Annotated in this window: 19 protein-coding genes and 1 pseudogene; 9 read left to right on the forward strand and 11 right to left on the reverse strand. The window is 42.6% G+C overall.

Annotation, left to right across the window (positions count from 1 at the left end; genetic code table 11):
* Nucleotides 1-23: 23 nt before the first annotated feature.
* The gene (locus WFH04_RS04450) at nucleotides 24-659 is read left to right on the forward strand and encodes an RsfA family transcriptional regulator (RefSeq protein WP_336822860.1); all 636 of its coding nucleotides are present in this window, start codon (nucleotides 24-26) and stop codon (nucleotides 657-659) included.
* 717 nt (nucleotides 660-1,376) lie between these two features.
* Here WFH04_RS04450 and lipL read toward each other — a convergent pair.
* A complete protein-coding gene (gene lipL, locus WFH04_RS04455) occupies nucleotides 1,377-2,216 on the reverse strand; it encodes an octanoyl-[GcvH]:protein N-octanoyltransferase (protein ID WP_336822861.1) in 840 nt (279 codons plus the stop codon).
* Between the two features lie 15 nt (nucleotides 2,217-2,231).
* The gene (gene pta, locus WFH04_RS04460; protein ID WP_336822862.1) at nucleotides 2,232-3,218 is read right to left on the reverse strand and encodes a phosphate acetyltransferase; all 987 of its coding nucleotides are present in this window, start codon (nucleotides 3,216-3,218) and stop codon (nucleotides 2,232-2,234) included.
* A 178-nt stretch (nucleotides 3,219-3,396) separates the two neighbouring features.
* On the opposite strand from pta, the gene hemQ reads away from it, so the two are divergent.
* Entirely contained in the window at nucleotides 3,397-4,146 is a 750-nt protein-coding gene (gene hemQ, locus WFH04_RS04465) for a hydrogen peroxide-dependent heme synthase (RefSeq protein ID WP_336822863.1), read from the forward strand.
* A gap of 98 nt (nucleotides 4,147-4,244) precedes the next feature.
* The gene (locus tag WFH04_RS04470) at nucleotides 4,245-5,978 is read left to right on the forward strand and encodes a methyl-accepting chemotaxis protein (protein ID WP_336822864.1); all 1,734 of its coding nucleotides are present in this window, start codon (nucleotides 4,245-4,247) and stop codon (nucleotides 5,976-5,978) included.
* A 45-nt stretch (nucleotides 5,979-6,023) separates the two neighbouring features.
* Here WFH04_RS04470 and WFH04_RS04475 read toward each other — a convergent pair whose 3' ends face one another.
* On the reverse strand, nucleotides 6,024-6,875 hold the full coding sequence (locus tag WFH04_RS04475; RefSeq protein WP_336822865.1) for an aminopeptidase: 852 nt from the start codon (nucleotides 6,873-6,875) through the stop codon (nucleotides 6,024-6,026).
* A 502-nt stretch (nucleotides 6,876-7,377) separates the two neighbouring features.
* On the opposite strand from WFH04_RS04475, the gene gerQ reads away from it, so the two are divergent.
* Nucleotides 7,378-7,728, forward strand: coding sequence for a spore coat protein GerQ (gerQ, locus tag WFH04_RS04480; RefSeq protein ID WP_336822866.1), 351 nt, complete (start codon nucleotides 7,378-7,380; stop codon nucleotides 7,726-7,728).
* Between the two features lie 25 nt (nucleotides 7,729-7,753).
* Here the strand turns inward: gerQ and WFH04_RS04485 are convergent, their stop codons facing one another.
* The 7 genes and pseudogenes from WFH04_RS04485 to WFH04_RS04515 all read right to left on the reverse strand — a co-directional run bounded on the left by WFH04_RS04485 (nucleotide 7,754) and on the right by WFH04_RS04515 (nucleotide 11,933).
* Entirely contained in the window at nucleotides 7,754-8,818 is a 1,065-nt protein-coding gene (locus WFH04_RS04485; RefSeq protein ID WP_336822867.1) for a beta-carotene 15,15'-monooxygenase, read from the reverse strand.
* A 130-nt stretch (nucleotides 8,819-8,948) separates the two neighbouring features.
* Nucleotides 8,949-9,329 carry a DUF423 domain-containing protein gene (locus WFH04_RS04490; protein ID WP_336822868.1) on the reverse strand — a complete coding sequence of 127 codons (381 nt, stop codon included), beginning with the start codon at nucleotides 9,327-9,329 and terminating at the stop codon, nucleotides 8,949-8,951.
* A gap of 159 nt (nucleotides 9,330-9,488) precedes the next feature.
* Nucleotides 9,489-9,719 (reverse strand): annotated as a pseudogene (locus tag WFH04_RS18320) (protein rep); the annotation flags it as partial.
* Between the two features lie 313 nt (nucleotides 9,720-10,032).
* On the reverse strand, nucleotides 10,033-10,302 hold the full coding sequence (locus tag WFH04_RS04500) for a YwdI family protein (RefSeq protein WP_336822869.1): 270 nt from the start codon (nucleotides 10,300-10,302) through the stop codon (nucleotides 10,033-10,035).
* Nucleotides 10,303-10,304: 2 nt separating this feature from the next.
* Complete coding sequence (locus tag WFH04_RS04505) at nucleotides 10,305-10,475, reverse strand: uracil-DNA glycosylase (protein ID WP_336822870.1); 171 nt, start codon at nucleotides 10,473-10,475, stop codon at nucleotides 10,305-10,307.
* 24 nt (nucleotides 10,476-10,499) lie between these two features.
* On the reverse strand, nucleotides 10,500-11,177 hold the full coding sequence (locus WFH04_RS04510; protein WP_336822871.1) for a uracil-DNA glycosylase: 678 nt from the start codon (nucleotides 11,175-11,177) through the stop codon (nucleotides 10,500-10,502).
* Between the two features lie 6 nt (nucleotides 11,178-11,183).
* The gene (locus WFH04_RS04515; protein WP_336822872.1) at nucleotides 11,184-11,933 is read right to left on the reverse strand and encodes a DUF4230 domain-containing protein; all 750 of its coding nucleotides are present in this window, start codon (nucleotides 11,931-11,933) and stop codon (nucleotides 11,184-11,186) included.
* Between the two features lie 265 nt (nucleotides 11,934-12,198).
* Between WFH04_RS04515 and thiD the strand changes: the two genes are divergently transcribed.
* From thiD to WFH04_RS04535, 4 genes are all read left to right on the forward strand, one after another.
* On the forward strand, nucleotides 12,199-13,032 hold the full coding sequence (gene thiD / locus WFH04_RS04520) for a bifunctional hydroxymethylpyrimidine kinase/phosphomethylpyrimidine kinase (RefSeq protein ID WP_336822873.1): 834 nt from the start codon (nucleotides 12,199-12,201) through the stop codon (nucleotides 13,030-13,032).
* A gap of 746 nt (nucleotides 13,033-13,778) precedes the next feature.
* A complete protein-coding gene (locus WFH04_RS04525) occupies nucleotides 13,779-14,129 on the forward strand; it encodes a YojF family protein (protein ID WP_336822874.1) in 351 nt (116 codons plus the stop codon).
* Between the two features lie 125 nt (nucleotides 14,130-14,254).
* The gene (gene bshB2, locus WFH04_RS04530) at nucleotides 14,255-14,938 is read left to right on the forward strand and encodes a bacillithiol biosynthesis deacetylase BshB2 (RefSeq protein ID WP_336822875.1); all 684 of its coding nucleotides are present in this window, start codon (nucleotides 14,255-14,257) and stop codon (nucleotides 14,936-14,938) included.
* Nucleotides 14,939-15,213: 275 nt separating this feature from the next.
* A complete protein-coding gene (locus tag WFH04_RS04535; RefSeq protein WP_336822876.1) occupies nucleotides 15,214-16,572 on the forward strand; it encodes a YjiH family protein in 1,359 nt (452 codons plus the stop codon).
* Nucleotides 16,573-16,795: 223 nt separating this feature from the next.
* Here WFH04_RS04535 and WFH04_RS04540 read toward each other — a convergent pair whose 3' ends face one another.
* Nucleotides 16,796-17,743 carry an L-threonine 3-dehydrogenase gene (locus WFH04_RS04540; RefSeq protein ID WP_336822877.1) on the reverse strand — a complete coding sequence of 316 codons (948 nt, stop codon included), beginning with the start codon at nucleotides 17,741-17,743 and terminating at the stop codon, nucleotides 16,796-16,798.
* A gap of 179 nt (nucleotides 17,744-17,922) precedes the next feature.
* On the opposite strand from WFH04_RS04540, the gene WFH04_RS04545 reads away from it, so the two are divergent.
* Nucleotides 17,923-18,582, forward strand: a complete 660-nt coding sequence (locus tag WFH04_RS04545; protein WP_336822878.1) for a hypothetical protein — start codon at nucleotides 17,923-17,925, stop codon at nucleotides 18,580-18,582.
* The last annotated feature ends 112 nt before the right edge of the window (nucleotides 18,583-18,694 follow it).

Raw genomic sequence — 18,694 nt, forward strand, 5'->3', positions numbered from 1 at the left:
TGAACATGGCAGGAGGCATGGAGATGGTGAAAGTTAGACAGGATGCATGGCTTGAGGAAAATGATATTTTATTAGCTGAAACGGTGCTGCGACATGTCCGGGAAGGTAGCACCCAGTTAAGTGCGTTTGAGGAAGTTGGCGATAAGCTGAACCGGACTGCCGCAGCATGCGGTTTCAGATGGAATGCGGTCGTTCGCCGAGAGTATGAGAAAGAGTTGGCAGAGGCGAAGAAGGAGCGGAAACAGGCGATGCGAGTATTGGGCGCCGATTTCAAGCGACGCAGCCAACAATTATACAATCCATCAGTTGGGATTGGTGATGAAGAAAAGGTAGCTGTACCGCTATCTGCGCTTTCATTGGATACGGTAATCGCCTATTTGATTCGCTTACATCATACTGGAGCGAGTGATTCGGAGTCTCTGCGTTGGAAGCAGACTGCTAAAATCGCAAATGATAAAGTGGAAGGTCTTGAAAAAGAGATCGAGAAGCTTCGCCAAGAAAATAAAACATTGCGCAATGATTATGAGCAATTTGTCCAAATTATGAACCGGGCAAGACGTCTTGTGACGTTGGATGATGAGTCGGAGCGGACCGCGCCGGTCTTCACGATGGAGCGCAATGGAAATTTAGTATCAAAAGAACCGCCGATCAATCATTGATCCGGCGGTTTTTTTGCATATATTGCTATTGTCGCGTTTATAGACTGCTTGCATTGCACTTTATAGCGGGACCGCTTAGAAGGGGCATGCGCTTATTCCTGAGCACAGGGACAAGCCGATACGTATCCTTTAAGCGCAGAAAGCTTGCATAGAGTCCTATATTCAATACAATTCTCTTATAACTGCACCGCTTCGGCGCTGGCGGATGCCTTCCGCCATAAGACTCGCCAGCGTTTTCACGCTGACAGTCTTATGGCTACGGCTGCCGCTTGGGAGGCGCCTTCTCTTCCGGTTAAGTCGATACCGCATCCCCTTAAGAATAGAAAGTTTGCAAAGAGTCTATATTCAATACAATTCCCCTATAACTGCACCGCTTCAGCGCTGGCGGATGCCTTCCGCTTGGGGGGCGCCTTCACTTAGCAGCTGTCGATACTATTCCACCAAAAGTGCAGAAACTTCCATAAACATTCCTATTCAATACAATTTCCCCATTAATGAACGTATGACTTATGGCAATTGCGTATAAAGTCTACAGTAGACGCATAAGTCGCTTTGAAAACGAATAAAGCAAATTAATGACTCATAAGTTGCTCTCTATACGCATAACCCTCTCAACAAGCTCATAAAGATTTCCAATCTACTCATAAATCGTTTAAATAGTGCATATATGCACTATTTAAACGCCTAAGTTCCTCACTCGGCACTTACTCCGCTACACTACTTCAACATCTTCTGATTCCGCTCTACTACTCGTTTCAAGTAAAACGAATAAAGTTCCATTTCTTCTGCAGTTAGCCCGCCCGTTTGAATTTCTTCTTCCGACAAAGCTCGCAAAAGCATTTGGATGCGAATGACGATGTCGTTGACCGTGAGATGCTCTCCTGTCAGTTCCGACAGGGAAGCCATCACTTCCGGCTTGATCGTCGGATAAGTGAATTTTGTTTGTTCTCCCCGAAGTCCTTCATTATAAAGTTTGCGGATCAATTCAGCTCTTTCGGACCCGCTGCCTTCAACGCATAAATACACTTGCACCGCAACGCCTTGGCGTAGGCGGCGCTGTGAAATACCGGCGAATTTCCGTCCTTCTATGCTTAAATCATATGTCCCCGGGCAATAGGAGCCAACGATTTCGTAAGCTTTGATTTTATCTCCAACTTCCGGGAAGAGTAAACGGACGAACTCCAACATCGTTTCATAGCCTTCCGGAATATCAATCGATCCTTCTCTTTCCGATAAAACGAGAGAAACATTCAATACACCTTCGTCTAAAACGACTGCAAGGCCGCCTGAATTGCGGACGATAAATTGATAGCCCGACTCCTCCAAGTGAGGCAATGCTTCGCCAATATAGGGCAGCCGATGATCTTGGATGCCTAAGACGACTGTATTGTCATGTACCCAAGTGCGAACAGTCGGCACGCTCATTTGCTGACCGACTAAATGACAAAGTGTGTCGTCCATAGCGAATGATTCAAGCGCTGATCGCTTTTTGGCGGAAATGGATTCGTCTATGAGCCGCCATTGTTTCTTTTGCAAACTGAATTGAACATCTGACACTCGATTTCCCACTGTTTATTGTTCCTCATCTGGTAAGCTTTGCACTGCCGTAATGAGGCAAAGTTTGTAGACGTCTTCGACCGAGCATCCACGCGACAAATCATTTACTGGTGCGTTCAAGCCTTGCAATATTGGTCCAATCGCTTCATAGTTCCCTAAGCGTTGCGTCAATTTGTAGCCAATGTTGCCCGCTTCCAATGAAGGGAAAATAAATACATTCGCATCCCCTTTAATAACTGAATCCGGAGCTTTTTTCTTTGCCACTTCTGGCACATATGCTGCATCGAATTGGAATTCTCCGTCAAGCAACAATTCCGGGTCTAATTTCTTCGCAATTTCCGCGGCTTCAACTACTTTCGTCGTCTCTTCGGTGACAGCAGAACCTTTCGTTGAGAATGAAAGCATTGCAACACGCGGTTCAATGCCAAATGCTCTAGCCGTTTTAGCACTTTCCACGGCAATCTCCGCCAATTCCTGCGCAGTCGGATTGACCGTTATTGCGCAATCTGCAAATACGAGACGTTCTTCTCCCCTCATCATAATGAAAGCACCGCTTGTCCTTGAAATGTTAGGCTTCGTTTTAATAATTTGCAATGCAGGTCGCACTGTGTCCGCAGTCGAATGGACTGCACCGCTGACAAGTCCGTCCGCTCTGCCCGTATATACTAACATCGTGCCGTATGTATTCGGATCTTTTAAAAGCTCACGGGCTTGTTCAATCGTAGCCTTGCCGTTCCTCCGGTCAACGAATCGTTCACATAATTCCTCAAATTCAGGGTCCGCCTCAGGCACCAATATTTCTATATCCGTCAAATCAATGCCTGCTCCTTTAGCGGTATCCGCAATCTGTGTTTCATCCCCTAACAGAACAGGCTTCACAAATCCTTCTGAATGCAAACGGGATGCCGCCTCTACTATGCGCAAATCCGTACCTTCTGGAAGAATGATCGTTTTTCGCTTACCGCTTAATTTTCGTTTTATCTCGCTGAATACATCCGTCACTTGCCATCCACCTCTTTAAATAGTATCGTGTCTTTTAAGCATACAATAGTTCTGTTCATAGGAACAATTATATACATCATGTCAAATTGATGACAACAGCCGTTGTATCACATGTTTTCCGATGCTTTGTGCTACAATAACCGTATAACCAAATTCACGAAAAGGAGTTTGAATTCACTTGAACGAAGCAGCAATTACACTCGATGGATGGTATGTCCTACATGATTTCCGGACGATGGATTGGGCGTCTTGGAAATTGATTTCAAAAGAAGAACGTCAAGAAGCGGTTGAAGAGTTCATGGCCTTTTTAGATAAGCTCCAACAAGCAGATGAAAATAAAACAGGAAGCCACGCATTTTACACTGTCGTTGGCCAAAAAGCAGATTTCATGCTGATGACACTTCGCCCGACAATGGATGAATTGCAGCAGCTGGAAGCGGAATTCAATAAATTAACGATTGCAGATTACACAATTCCAGCTTATTCTTACGTCTCGGTCGTTGAATTATCCAATTACCTTGCAGGCGAATCCAATGAGGATCCTTACCAAAATCCATACGTGCGCGGACGTCTATATCCTGAATTGCCACGCAGCCAATACGTTTGCTTCTATCCAATGGACAAGAAACGCGAAGGCGACGACAACTGGTATATGCTTGACATGGACCGCCGAAAAGAACTGATGCGCAGCCACGGCATGATCGGCCGCGGTTATGCAGGAAAAGTGAAACAAATCATTTCAGGATCTGTCGGTTTCGACGATTACGAGTGGGGCGTAACCCTTTTCTCTGATGATGTTCTTCAGTTCAAAAAATTAGTTTATGAAATGAGGTTTGACGAAGTGAGCGCGCGCTATGGCGTATTCGGATCATTCTTCGTCGGCACGTTGTTAGAAGGAGACAAAAAAGTCGAGTTTTTCAACGTTTGAGTTAAATAAAACTGATGGAGAAACATTTTGTTTCTCCATCAGTTTTTTTTATTACATACAAACTTTTTCTTCCGATATAAGAAACGAGGGGGCTTACTATGAAATTTACGATTCGAAACAAACTTATCATCATTACCGCAACTCTGTTAATCGTTCCCAGTTTGATAATCGGGCTATCCAGCTACATAACTGCTAAAAGCCATTTGAATGAAGTCGGCACTACCGGCATTAAGAACAATGTAATGTCGGCGCTTAATATGATTGCCGTACTAAATGACGATGTGCAAAACGGAACATTGACGTTAAAAGAGGCGCAAAGCAAAGCTGCGGAGAAGTTAGTCGGTCCAATGTTGGCAGACGGGACACGCGCTCTGGAAAACAGAGTCGACATGGGAGAGTACGGCTACTACTTCGTGTTGGATGAAGACGGAAATGCCATTGTCCACCCGACCTTGGAAGGCCAAAATTTGTACGATTCCCAAGCACCGGATGGTATGTATACGACAAAAGAAACGATTGAAGCTGCTAAAAACGGAGGCGGCTTTGTCACATTCGACTTCGAATTGCCTAATAGCGAAAAGATCTCTCCTAAAATTGTATATGCGGAAATGGACCCTGCTTGGGGATGGATTGTCGTATCCGGAACTTATTTAACAGATTTCAATAGCGGCGCAAATGATTTACTCATCACTCTATCCATCGTCCTTGGCATCACCTTGATCGTTGGAACGATCGTTATTATCTGGTTCTCAAATCATTTATCAAGACCTATAAAACTTGTTACAGAGAAGGTTGGAAAAGTGGCGGACGGCAATTTGCTATCCGAACAACTGAACATTCGCAATAAAGATGAAATCGGCGAGCTGGCAAGTTATACAAATCGCATGACGGACAATCTAAAGCAGATGATTGGGCAAGTGTCCACAGCTTCTATGCAAGTAGCGGCAACATCAGAAGAACTGTCCGCTAGCAGCGAGCAAACAAGTCGATCCGTTGAACAGGTTACCAGTTCCATTCAAGACATAGCAGAGGGTGCAGATGCTCAAATGGCGAAAACAAAAGACTCGAGCGATGCAATGAACCGAATCGCGAAAGAATTAGAACAGATTTCCACCGCCATGAAAAGAACGGACGCTGCTTCCACGGAAACATCACGTACTGCTCAAAGCGGCTACAAAGTCATTACACAAACAATCAATCATATGCAAACCATTCAGCAAGAGACAACATCAACTGCCTTGGCTATCAATGAATTAGGTAACAAATCGAAGGAAATCACAAACATCCTATCAATGATTACGAATGTCGCAGAGCAAACAAACTTACTCGCACTCAATGCTGCAATTGAAGCCGCTCGGGCAGGCGAACACGGACGAGGTTTTGCAGTCGTTGCCAATGAAGTGAAATTATTGGCGGAACAATCAGCGGACTCTGCACGTCAGATCAGTTCACTCATCAAGACGATTCAGGAAGACATCGACCATTCCGTCATTGCAATGAACCAAAGTGCGGTCACTGTCAATGAAGGAATCAACATGGTGAATGATGCAGGCGACGCATTCCAGCAAATCGCTGAAGGTGTCAACAACGTATTGTCCCAGATCGGGGACGTATCACGCGCCTTACAAGACAATGTCCAGCAGTTCGACAACGTCGCAATGATAGTGGACGAAACTTACGAGATTTCCACTGCATCTGCAGCTCACACGCAAAATATTGCGGCAGCCGCGGAAGAGCAGACAGCATCCATGCAAGAGATTTCAGCGGCTTCTGATACATTGGCAAAAATGGCGGAAGATCTGCAAGAAACGATACGATCATTTAAGTTTTAAACCCGTTTATAGTTATAAATAAGCGAAGGGCACTCCCCTTCGCTTTTAAGCTTTCAACCACTCCATCGCATCCGCATGCAAATCGTTACCGTTCCAGAACGTTAATGCTTTTTTCTCTCCAAATCGTTCAACCAAGTTTTCAATATAATCCGTTCCAAGTAAATAACCGATACGATTTCTACCAAAATAACTTCCACCCGATAAACGGAACCATTCCTTCTCTTTCGGCATATCCCACCCTGCCGAGGCATCTTGCAAAAAGCGCCGTTTTACTTCTTCTTTATTCTCTTCATAACATTGCACCCAAGGATCTCCTTCATCGTCAAATGAAAAATACATTGATTGCTTCAAATCTGGCACAATCTGCTTAGAAAAGTAAGTTGCTGCCCCTTCAGTATAAAGTGTCGTCAACCCATGCATCCAATCGACTTTTGACCAGTCCATGCCTCCTTTTGTCGCCATTGAAAAATGATTCACATGACCGATTTCATGCGCTGCAATTACGCGCATATGATCAGGCTTAGCGGATAATTTCTCTGCTGCAAAATACAATTCACGTTTATTGTCACTCGTTACAAAAGCATTTGATCCAAATGTCCCAACGATCAATTTAGCATGTAATGGGACATCGAAATCATATGTAGTTTGAAATCGACGCTCGATAGCTTGTAGAATTTCCGGAAATTGCTTCGAAAAAGCTTCGATCTCCCTTATTTTATTTCCATATTGATCTACCGCTTGTTGCAGGCGTTCATCTGTACGTGGACAATGATTCGGGAAGTATGCTTGATAAACGGCATCATTGTCGTTAAGAAATTTTTTCAAATCGTCCAAAGAGAACTGTTTAATCGTTTTATAAAAAGATATGAAAACAGGAATAGTATTATCAATATTCATGCAATTACCCCCTTTCCCCATAGTATATCTATTTTCAAGTCATGATTAAAGATAGAAAAGCATATTGTTCTATCGAGGGGGTTAAACTGTGGCAGTTTTAAAAGCCACTGACAAGGAAGTGGATGTATTAGCAAAATAATTACGTGCTGAAGCAGGGGTGAAGGGCAATTTAGAATGCTGATGGTTGGAACATGTAGGTGTAAACTAATATGCGGAAACCGCCTGGATTTTAAAGATATCCGACCGTTGCAACTGATAGCCTTTCAAAGGCTGATCGGTTTAAAGTAACAACAAAATGCTACCTTTATCAAAACGGACGGAATACGAAGCGAACACTGGCAGGGTGCATTCAAATTCTACACCTCGGTACACTAATTGTTCGAACCAACCGACGCATGCCCAGCCCAATGGTATTACGAATGGAATGCCTAAAAGATAAGGCACATTGCTTCTATTCCCCTACCGAAAAAGATTGCCCACAAACTTTTGAAAGGATGAAAAAATGGTTCAGTATTATTGGTACCCTGGTTTTCCACAACAACCCCAACAGCCCGTCGTACCGCCGCAAGTACCAGTTCCAACCACCGGCCGGGGAAGATTCAGAGAAGAATCTTATATTGAAAACATCCTAAGGCTAAACAGGGGAAAGCCCGGCGTATTTCATTTTTCTTTTGAACATGCAGTCGAAGCGGGAGAAAACACAATATCCGTCCGCGGCAGAGTGGAGGCTGCCGGCCGCGATCACGTCATTATTAGTGAAATTGGCACCGATCATCGATTCCTCTTCCCGATGATCTACTTCGACTATGCAGAGTTCGACGAAGAACTCGCTTATTTCGATCAAACACCGTAAGCTTCAATGAAAAATCTTCCCGGAATCATTCACGGGAAGATTTTTCATTGACTTTATGTTCAAGCTGTTGCCGAAATCTACTTAGCTCATCGACACGGAGCGCAACCGTATGAAATTCCTTTTCAAATCCTAAAAACATTACAGCTTTTATCGGACGCTTTAATTGAAGTATACATTGCGGTTTCACATCCTCAAAATCTTTGGCAATAAAGTCAATCGTTCCACGCTGCTTCAATGAAAAAGTAGCAGCCTTTTCTTCCCAAAGTATGTTTTCAATATTAGAATATGGGATTTCCATACGCTTCATTAATCCTAAAGAGACTTGCATATAATTACGATTCAGTTTCAGAGGATTCAACCGAACCGCCTGAATGTCTCCAATGAAAAATAGGATGGAATAAACGTTCAATATGAGAAGAATAACGGATAAAAGAATCGATTGATCATGCAGCCACCAATGCAAACCAAACGTTTCAAGAACAATTGCATGGATGAGCATAATGTTAAAAGCTATATAACTTGTTTTTTGGTGTAACGTGAAGGTTGACTCCCCAATAATAGGCTTTCGTTTCCATGAGGCAAATGCATAATAAAACATAAGCATTTCAGCTGAAATGATAGAAATGATCGGATGAGATGACACTCTTTCCTTCACGATCGCTGGAAAAGCGAATAAACCATTGAGTTTTTCTTTTTTTAGCTCTCGTAAAATGCCGGGTAAATGCTTTGCCAATAGAAAAAGCAACCCAATTTCCGCTATGAGAATGACGACTTCAAAGCCAACCGCTATAAATGGAACAAATTGAAACGGCGCAAAATGTTCTGCTGGTATAATGAATCGAGCAGCAACTAAACCAAGAACCATGAAGGTGAAAAATCTTTTAACAGTGTACCCTTTTTTCCTTGTAATCGATAGAATTAGCAATGGGGCAACGATTGAAAGGTCTAACAACGAACCAAGAACAACTCCGTTAGCATCTTGTGGAAGTGGAATGGCAGGTAGCCTGTAAACAGCAAAATTACTTAAGAGCACGATAAACAGTAAAAGAAACAACCATTTCTGCTTCGATGAAACGCTCGATAAAGCCATATGAATCCCTCCCTTTTCGCTTATTATATCAAAGAAGTGAACGCATCATGATGACTATTCCGTGTTATTTAATGCTATGAAAAAATCCGTCAAACGATTATGCGCTTGACGGATGAAGAAATTTTATATTTTACTTACCAAACTGAATGGCAGCGATGATCAGCAGAATCCAACCAATAATAAACGCCACGCCGCCAATTGGAGTAATCGCTCCTAAAATACCGATGCCAGACAAGCTTAATACGTACAAGCTTCCCGAAAAGATGATAATACCCGCTAACAATAAATACCCTGCCCAGCTTAATTGGGTCGACGGTCCAAGAAGCGATGAGCTCATTAGAATCCCGACGGCAATGAGTCCGATTGCATGGAACATCTGATATTGCACAGCTGTTTCCCAAACCGCTAGATAATGCTCAGACAGGCGTTCCTTCAACGCATGCGCACCAAAAGCGCCCAATGCGACAGATAATGCCGCATTCACTGCCCCTGCTATAATAAAAAATGGCATTTGTCTTCCTTCTTTCTTCATCAGAAAATGAAATTCTTGTATACTATACTACCTCTTTTGCTATGTAAGTTGAAGCGGGATGGTTTAATAAATGGAGTGGGAAGTTGGAACGAGGGATGCTGCTCTAAAACGCATGAAGTGGAAGAAAAACGCATTCTATCATTCACTATGGCGCTGGCCCCACGTAATTCGCCTTGACTGCGTTTGCAAGCTAACAGCCTGATAAGCTTCGGCACCCGCTTGGAAAACGCCCACGCTGCGGCCACACCGTTCCGCTTTCGGCTTCACCTTCGCCACATGCACGATTGGCGTATAATCCAATTTCATCGCCCGCTGCCACATATCCGTCCATTCAGATTGCTTAATATAATTACGTCCGAAATAATCATTTGGAACGCATAACCTGCCTCAACCCGCATATAGCCCACCAAGCAACACAAAATTACTCGTTTACAAGTCGAGTTCATCGCATTCAGCAAATGCAAACCGAATGAACTCCCCGCAAAAAGATTCCCAAGAAAACGCCCATCGGTTTATGCGTCCATTAAATGATTTATGCGTGAAATAAGCAGTGTTATGCGCGCAACAGTAGTCTTTATGCGTTTTTAAAAAGAATTATGAGTTTTAGAATCAAGTTATGCGTCGATCATAGCAGGTTATGCGCTGTTAAATCGATTTATGCGTTAAAAGTAGAAAGTACGTATTAAAAATCAAATATTGATCCGCCGTTAGCGTCCTCTTCTTCAAGCGGTTTGCCTTCCAATGCTGAAACCGTTTGGATTGTTGGTACGCTCGTAACATCTGTCGCTTTTAGCAGTCGCGGCGTTTCATTTTTAGGTTCATTGCCGAGCACTACTTCACAAAGCGATCGGATTGCAGTTAAAGACTCCCGAATCGCGCGCTCATCATTTGCTGCTTTGGCATTATTTAGTTGCCGATCTATTTCTAATAGAATACGATCTGTTGTAATCATTTTTACCTCTTCCCTTCCTTCACTTCGAATTTCATGCACTCCATCCCTGATGAACGCCGGACAACGACAGAAGGCAATTCGCGTGTCTTAAATCCATATGCTTTGCAGCCCCGAGGATGTTTCGGGTCCCATGTAACATAAAAATACTTGCATTGAAAACAATTCACAGCCATCTTTAATCCCTCTTCATTTCATTACTAAAACGTCCTGCACCAATCAATCGGCTTTTCATCCCATTCCAATAATTGACGATTTGCCGCAGAATAAGGCTTGCTACCGAAAAAACCTCGACTTGCACTGAGCGGACTCGGATGAACCGATTCGATCACCGCATGCTTTGTCAAATCAATCAGCTTCTTTTTTTCTTGAGCCGGTCTGCCCCAAAGGATAAAAACGATTGGTTCCTTCCGAGCTGATAATTTTCGGATGACTTCGTCCGTAAAGAGCTCCCACCCTTTGCCTTTATGGGAATGCGCTTTTCCTTCCCGAACCGTCAAAACCGTGTTCAACATTAGGACTCCTTGTTTCGCCCAGCCAGTGAGCGTACCGTTTTCAGGCAGTTCGCAACCAATGTCTTGCTGCAATTCTTTAAACATATTGCGCAAACTTGGCGGCAGTTTGACACCCGGTTTTACGGAAAAACTAAGCCCATGCGCTTGGCCGAATCCATGGTATGGATCTTGTCCTAAAATAACGACTTTCACCCTGTTGTAAGGTGTCAGCTTAAATGCAGTCCACATATCCTCCATTAAGGGAAAAACGGTTTCATTGCGGTATTCTTCAATCAAAAACTTCCGTAGCCTCTGATAATACGGCTTTTGAAACTCATCCCCCATAACTTTGTCCCAATCGTTTCCAAATATCTGCTTCGCCAACGTTGCTCACTCCTTAAATTCGATTGTCACGTCGTATCCTGCGAATGAAAACATCTCTTTCAAAGTTTTCTCCGCATTATACCTCGCCATATCGAGCACACCTTGCGCTGCAGCCTCTTCCATAATCAGATCTTTCGCCTCGTCCGCAATTTCATAGCCTTCCTGAATATCAGCTTTGCTCCGGAGTAGACCTTCATAGGAAAACATTTCAATTTGATCGAAATAAATTTCGGCTCCCCCTAAAAACTCAGCAGTTGGCAATGTTAGTTTCACAGTCTTCTTATTCTCATCTACTACTATGTCTTGTTCTGTCATGCCGGATAAATCCACACCCGCCTTGACCGATCCGGGTACAACAACTAAAAGTTGCCGCTTCGTGCCCGGCAAGTCCATACCGATGTCTTGTCCAAATAGCTGATTATCCTGTCTTTCTATAATAACTTTCGTATACGCTTCCGCAGTCGCAATTTCCTTTAGGTCTTGAATGCGTTCTAAAAACACACCCTTTTGCTCCGTATATGTGCTGCCTAATGTTAAATATTTAAATGTGAGGAAAGGAAGAGAAAGGACAAACAGAATGAGAAGAATTGCAACAACGATCATTGATTTTCTCCACGTAGAGAAAATTTTCATAGGACGCCAAATTCGCCTTCTACGGCCAGCCACCTCTTCGAAAGTTACAGCTGACTCCTTTTTGGAAGCTTCTAATTGTGACATTGCTTTTTTATGCTCTTTTGATCTATTGTGATCTTTCATTCCCTCTTCACCTACCCTATAAAAGTATTCTCTACAAATCTTCGCTAATAGTTGTACGTTTAGACTATCGAAAAGTTACTAAACAAACAACTTTATTGTCCGTTATTTTATGGAAAACAACTGAATTCGACAACATGTCGTGTCTGTTCTCTATAAGTCGGTAGCATATTTAACGGAGCATCCGATAATATCCGACAATTGTATTTTTTCTTCAAGTTGATTAAGATAAAGGTGAATGCAATCCAACACGAAGGAGAATTCCGACATGACATTGAAAAAGACTTTGACGATCGCCGGATCTGATACATCTGGCGGAGCGGGTATACAAGCAGATCTTAAAACATTCCAAGAGCACGGCACATATGGCATGACTGCGGTTACAGTAGTTGTGACAATGGACCCTGATAATCATTGGAGTCATGGCGTCTACTCCCTTCCGATCGACGTATTGAAAGCGCAACTTAAAACAGCTCTTTCAACAGGAATTGACGCTATTAAAACGGGCATGCTGAGCACTGAAGAAGTCATTCAAACAGCCGGAGAGGCAATTGCCGAATCTGGACTGGACCACGTCGTCATTGACCCCGTTATGGTATGTAAAGGTGAAGACGAAGTGTTGAACCCAGGTACTGTCGATGCAATGATTCAATATTTATTGCCGAAAGCCGAAATCGCGACACCAAATTTATTTGAAGCGGGACAACTAGCCGGAATGAAAACCCCTTCTACAATTGAACAAATGAAAGCGGCTGCCGAAAAAATTCATTCATTAGGTGCCCGCAACGTTGTCATTAAAGGCGGTAAACAGCTTCAACACGATAAAGCTGCTGATCTATTCTTCGACGGTAAATCATTTATTTTATTGGAAGCTGAAAAAACTGAAACGCATTATAACCACGGTGCGGGATGCACGTTCGCAGCGGCTATTACAGCGAACTTGGCAAACGGTCTTAACGTAAAAGAAGCAGTGATTGAAGCAAAACAATTCGTTACAGCAGCGATTGCAAACGGCTGGAAACTGAACGAATATGTCGGCCCAGTTATGCACGGAGCGAAAAACCGGTTCGGAGCTCCCGAAATTACGATTACAGAACTTTGATAAGAGTCGAAGGAGCGCGCTGCGTTCTTTCGATTTTTTATTTGTTTGCGGGGACATTATTGTATTGAATCGCCAATAGTGGGATATAGACCGGGCAGGTTGCGCGGCGAAGGATTTACGTTTTGTTGCACGAACTACATTGTGATACGGGCACTTTATATTGTGTTGCGCTCCTTTACATTGTGTTTCGGAACTTTTACATTGTGTTTCGGAACTTTTACATTGCGCTGCGGACGACTTACGTTTATTACACACCTTTATATTGTGTTGCCCTCTATCCACATTGCGTTGCGAACAATTTATGTTATGTTGCGCAAACCATATTGTGAGACAAGCACGTTATATTGTTTTCACATTGCTTACCCGTACGTCATGACGTTCGCTAACCTGCCAAACCTCACACTTTTCTTTGCAAACCAATGTACATCTTAAACTCAAAGCACGTCAATCGCATTCACGGTCCATTTTCTATATACTAAAAGCATCGGCTTTTAACTATATTCGGCGAAAGTCCCCGCCACAATTAACTGAGGGATACGTGTCGAAGTCATTTGTGCAGCTTCAGGACACCATCAAGTCGAATTTAGTGAAGGTTCCGAAAGATGTAACGGATTTTCAAACGATAAAGCAGGCGGAATGAGTACAGTACATTCTGAGTATCCCTGCATAATCCACGTAATCTATTACTTTATCTATAAAAATCCGAAAGCAATTACGTTGCGTAATTGATCGAAAGGGGCATTGTCATGGAAATCGTAAAACCTGAACGGCTGCAGGAGTTGCTTGACTCTTATGCAAACAAAGATGTATATATCCATCTCGAAACGACAAACGGTGCATATGCTGCCCATTTTAAGGAAGGCTTTTTTAATGCGGGAGCGTTTATTCGAAATGTTGTCGTTAAATATGAGCTTGGTAAGGTAGCTGGTGATTCACCACATCGTATTGGCTTGAAATTACCTTCTGGCTGGATTTATGCACAAGGCATTACGCATTATACGGTAGATGAGCATGATCGACTGCTTATGGCTGGTTTGGATCCGGATGGCAAGTTAGCGGTTGCGCTTGAGATTAGCGAGACACCGTTTACATATTGATGCTTGTATTCATTTAACAAATAGTGTTCAAAATAGAAGCTTCATCCACCAAATCCACATAGCTGATGGATTTGCTAAACAAAGGTAGCCTCCGGCGAATGTGAGGCATAAGGAGGTTTATTGAAATGTTAAAAAAAGAACGACATGTGCTTGTCATTTTTCCGCATCCTGATGATGAGGCATTTGGCGTCTCGGGAACAATTTCTTCTTATATTGAAATGGGCGTTCCTGTTACGTATGCTTGCTTAACGTTAGGTGAAATGGGGAGGAACTTAGGCAATCCTCCATTTGCGAATCGGGAGACGCTTCCTCAAATACGCAAGCAGGAGCTGCAAAATGCTGCTGCATCCATGGGATTAACGGATTTACGAATGATGGGCTTGCGGGATAAGACGATCGAATTTGAAGATGATGAAAAGATGATTCAGCTTGTTACCGATTTAGTTGAAGATACGAACCCTTCCCTCATCATAACATTCTACCCTGGACTGTCTGTACACCCGGACCACGATGCTACCGGCCGAGCAGTAATCCGGGCAGTCCGTAGGATGAATGAAAACGAACGGCCGACGATTTACACAATCGCTTTTGCAAATAATACAAAAGAGCTCATTGGCGAGCCGGACGTTCATCACAACGTTGAAGCAGTTGCCGAGAAAAAACTGGCGACTTTAAACTCTCACGCTTCTCAAACCGTTTGGATGATGCGTGACATGGAAAAACGGCTCGCGGAAAAGGATCCCGAAGCGTTCAAATGGCTTCATAATGAACGTTTCTATACGTACCGCTGGGACCGTGATTTTGAATAACAGTGATCTTCCCCATTGGCAAAGTTTGTTGCCAATGGGTTTTTTGTTTTGAAATCCCTTCTGCTCTACTATTCATCATCGTTTGAAACAAAGTTAAATAGGGTAAAAATACCGGAGCAAGGAGATAAAATACTAATTTTATATTAATTATGGAAACTATGTAGTGACTGAAAAGTAAAAATTTGAGATACTGTATTTACAAGAATCGAATAAACGTATAGTATGTATAATTATTCATATGATACGTAAATTTATTCAACAAGGGGAATCATATTTTGAAAAAACATCGTTTATCAACATGGTTTTACTTCTTAATTCCTTCTTTGCTTGGGATCGTTTTATTCATGGTTCCATTAAAGTTCGGTGAAGAATGGAAAGTGCCAATCGCTAAATTAGCGGATATTCTGTCAGGCTTTTTAGAGCCAGCGATGCCTATGACAGCTATGATTTTGATTAGCATTGCAGCAATCGGCTCATTGATCTATTTGTTCATCCCTAAAGCAGACGGAACAGGGGCTCCTACTCTTTTGGAAAGCTTATTCAAAGTAACACCTTTTTGGGCAATTACAAGAGTAGTCGGGGCGATATTTGCAATTATGGTGACATTTCAAATCGGGCCTGAAGCGATTTGGAGTGAGGATACCGGTGGCTTGTTATTAGCACCCGATGGACTCGTATCTTTCTTATTCACTATCTTTTTATTCGCAGGGTTACTCTTACCACTTCTATTAAACTTCGGTCTTTTGGAGTTTTTCGGAACGATGATGGTGAAGGTTATGCGCCCTTTATTTAAACTGCCGGGCCGTTCTTCTATTGATGCATTGGCATCTTGGATTGGAGATGGGACAATCGGGGTTTTATTGACAAGCAAACAATATGAGGAGGGGCATTACACACAAAAGGAAGCCTCAATTATTGCGACGACATTCTCTGTCGTTTCAATTACTTTCTCTCTCGTCATTATCGATACGGTTGGCATGTCGCAATATTTCCTGCCGTTTTACGGGACAATTCTGTTAACTGGAGTCGTTTTGGCGCTCGTAATGCCTCGCATTTATCCTTTGCGCAGCAAAAAAGAGGAATACATAGATGGCCGCCCATTCACAGGTGAAGAAGAGAAGCTTCCTGCTGGCTACAACGTAGTGAACCATGGCTTGGAAAACGCGTTGGAGACCGCATCGAAGAACCGATCGATCGGCAAAGTGTTTACGGATGGCATGCGAAATGTATTGGATATGTGGTTAGGCGTTGCACCTGTTGTTATGGCATTCGGTACTGTTGCACTGATTTTAGCAGAATATACAGGCGTGTTCACATTTTTAGGAAAGCCTTTTGAACCGATCCTGTCTGTTTTAGGCATTCCAGAAGCAGCTGCAGCTGCACAATCAATGGTCGTCGGATTCGCAGACATGTTCTTGCCTGTCATTTTGGCAGACGGCGTCATCACTTCTCCCATTACATTGTTCACCATTGCAACAGTTTCTGTCGTTCAGCTGATTTATATGTCTGAAGTCGGCGGATTAATATTAGGCACGAAAATTCCAATTAACATTTTGGATTTGATTGTTATTTTCTTATTACGTACATTGATCGCTTTGCCGATTGTAGCAGGCGTTGCACATTTGTTGTTTTAATAGACCTTTGCCCACCGAGTTGGTCTTCGGTGGGTTTTTTATACTTTAGTGGGGCTTTATGTAGTGGGTTGAGATCGTTATGCGTATTAGACGGAAAAATGCGGTTTAACAGCCGCCTTATGAGTTTTTATAAAGTTTTTTGAGCTCCGAATCGTCATTTATGCACTGTCGCTTAACTTTATGCGTAAAGCACCGCATTCAAAAAAGCCGCGTAATCGCGGCTTTAGGATGCTTTCAATTTCTTCTTCAGTTGCTCTAACATATCGGCTGTCATCATATCTAAATCGTATGTTGCTTTAAAGCCCCACTCTTCCACTGCCGCCGATGGGTCGATGCTATCAGGCCAGCTTTCTGCAATTGCTTGACGCACTGGGTCCACATCATAGGTAAGTTGGAAGTTTGGAATATGCTTGCGTATCGAAGCAGCAATTTCTTCCGGCTCAAAGCTCATAGCTGTCACATTGAACGCGTTTCGGTGAATCAGCTTTGCAGGATCGGCTTCCATTAAGTCCACGATTGCTTGAAGCGCGTCAGGCATATACATCATATCCATATAGGTATCTTTGGCAATGAAAGAAGTATATTTCCCTTCTTCGATTGCTTTGTAATAAATATCTACAGCGTAATCAGTCGTACCTCCGCCTGGTTGAGCCACGTTTGAAATAAGACCTGGGAAGCGGACACCTCTTGTGTCGATGCCGAATTTATGGAAATAATAATCGCATAGCAACTCTCCCGACACTTTGTTTACACCGTACATCGTTGTCGGTCTTTGCAATGTATCCTGAGGCGTATTATTTTTTGGTGTGGATGGACCAAATGCGCCGATTGAACTTGGTGTGAAAAATTGTAAATTCAATTCACGGGCAACTTCCAATGCATTTACGAGGCCGCCCATATTTAGATTCCAAGCGAGCAGCGGATTCTCTTCCGCTTTCGCCGAAAGCAATGCAGCCATATGCATAATTGTATCGGCACCGAACTCTTTTGCTACTTCATGCATTTTTTTGCCATCTGTTACATCCAAAATAGCAAAAGGACCATTTTGCGCTTGTTGGGGTTTTCGAATATCAGTCGCCAAAACATTATTTTCACCATACTCTTTTTGGAGTTTGGTAATCAATTCTGATCCGATTTGCCCTAGCGCTCCCGTAACTAAGATCTTTTTCAATCGTGACTCCTCCTATTGTGCAAATGTATTTATGGGAAGGACATTTCCGAATTATTATTATCAAAAATCCTTTTCTATCAATGTATTTAGATTATATTATGTTCTTCTATGAAATACAACATTCATCCTTTATTCTTGAAGCTTTTCTGCTATACTAAAAGAAAATGCGAGGTGCCCGAATGCATAATAAATTTTTTAATTATTCAATCGTTATTCTATTAAGTATTTTTTTCGCGTATATTCTCTATACTTTCGGGATGCCGGAGTGGCTGATTATTATCATAATTATCCTATTCATCATTGCTTTAATGATCGGTTATCCATTTTACGTCATTTACAAATCCAAAAACATGAAATTAATTGGCCGTTATTTGACAACGCATAAGAAAAAGCCCATTTTTCAATATGCATACGCTTTGTCTCATGAAAATAATGAGGAAGTGATTGATTCATTGAAGCGTGTCTTGGCGGCATATCCACAAGCTGAGGTACAAGAAGTGTACAAGGCAAACTTGGCTATCTTCCAAAAAGATTGGCAAAAACTTATTACTTTTTCTGATCAAATGACAAATCCGTTGTACAAGGATTATTATCGCGGAATCGGCTATGCGATGAAAAACGATAGAGAAGCTGCTGCTGCCACTCTATCAAAAGTGCCCGTTCCGTGGATGAAACATTCATTGAGCGCAATTATAGCGCTGAAAAATAAAGATCGTGGGCGTTTTCGTATTGAAAGGGATCAATCCGTCGCCAATGCAGTTGGTATGCAACGTTACGTGCTATTCTATACATTAAAGAGAATGGAAGAGAGCATTCTACCAGTAAATTCAGCAAAATAAAGAGGCTGGGACAAAACCCTCCTCTGAAATGAAAAAGCCTGTGAAATTTTACGACGAGTAAAATTTCACAGGCTTTGATTATTTTTGAATAAAAATAAGGACCACTTCTGAT

This window comes from Sporosarcina sp. USHLN248, from assembly GCF_037144575.1.
In the GTDB taxonomy this organism is placed as follows: domain Bacteria; phylum Bacillota; class Bacilli; order Bacillales_A; family Planococcaceae; genus Sporosarcina; species Sporosarcina contaminans.

Excerpts from the sequence above, each read along its gene's own strand:
- WFH04_RS04450 (WP_336822860.1), top strand. The coding sequence starts at position 24 with ATGGTGAAAGTTAGACAGGATGCATGGCTTGAGGAAAATGATATTTTA.
- WFH04_RS04470 (WP_336822864.1), top strand. The coding sequence starts at position 4,245 with ATGAAATTTACGATTCGAAACAAACTTATCATCATTACCGCAACTCTG.
- WFH04_RS04475 (WP_336822865.1), bottom strand. The coding sequence starts at position 6,875 with ATGAATATTGATAATACTATTCCTGTTTTCATATCTTTTTATAAAACG.
- gerQ (WP_336822866.1), top strand. The coding sequence starts at position 7,378 with ATGGTTCAGTATTATTGGTACCCTGGTTTTCCACAACAACCCCAACAG.
- WFH04_RS04485 (WP_336822867.1), bottom strand. The coding sequence starts at position 8,818 with ATGGCTTTATCGAGCGTTTCATCGAAGCAGAAATGGTTGTTTCTTTTA.
- WFH04_RS04490 (WP_336822868.1), bottom strand. The coding sequence starts at position 9,329 with ATGCCATTTTTTATTATAGCAGGGGCAGTGAATGCGGCATTATCTGTC.
- WFH04_RS04500 (WP_336822869.1), bottom strand. The coding sequence starts at position 10,302 with ATGATTACAACAGATCGTATTCTATTAGAAATAGATCGGCAACTAAAT.
- WFH04_RS04505 (WP_336822870.1), bottom strand. The coding sequence starts at position 10,475 with ATGGCTGTGAATTGTTTTCAATGCAAGTATTTTTATGTTACATGGGAC.
- WFH04_RS04515 (WP_336822872.1), bottom strand. The coding sequence starts at position 11,933 with ATGAAAGATCACAATAGATCAAAAGAGCATAAAAAAGCAATGTCACAA.
- thiD (WP_336822873.1), top strand. The coding sequence starts at position 12,199 with ATGACATTGAAAAAGACTTTGACGATCGCCGGATCTGATACATCTGGC.
- WFH04_RS04525 (WP_336822874.1), top strand. The coding sequence starts at position 13,779 with ATGGAAATCGTAAAACCTGAACGGCTGCAGGAGTTGCTTGACTCTTAT.
- bshB2 (WP_336822875.1), top strand. The coding sequence starts at position 14,255 with ATGTTAAAAAAAGAACGACATGTGCTTGTCATTTTTCCGCATCCTGAT.
- WFH04_RS04545 (WP_336822878.1), top strand. The coding sequence starts at position 17,923 with ATGCATAATAAATTTTTTAATTATTCAATCGTTATTCTATTAAGTATT.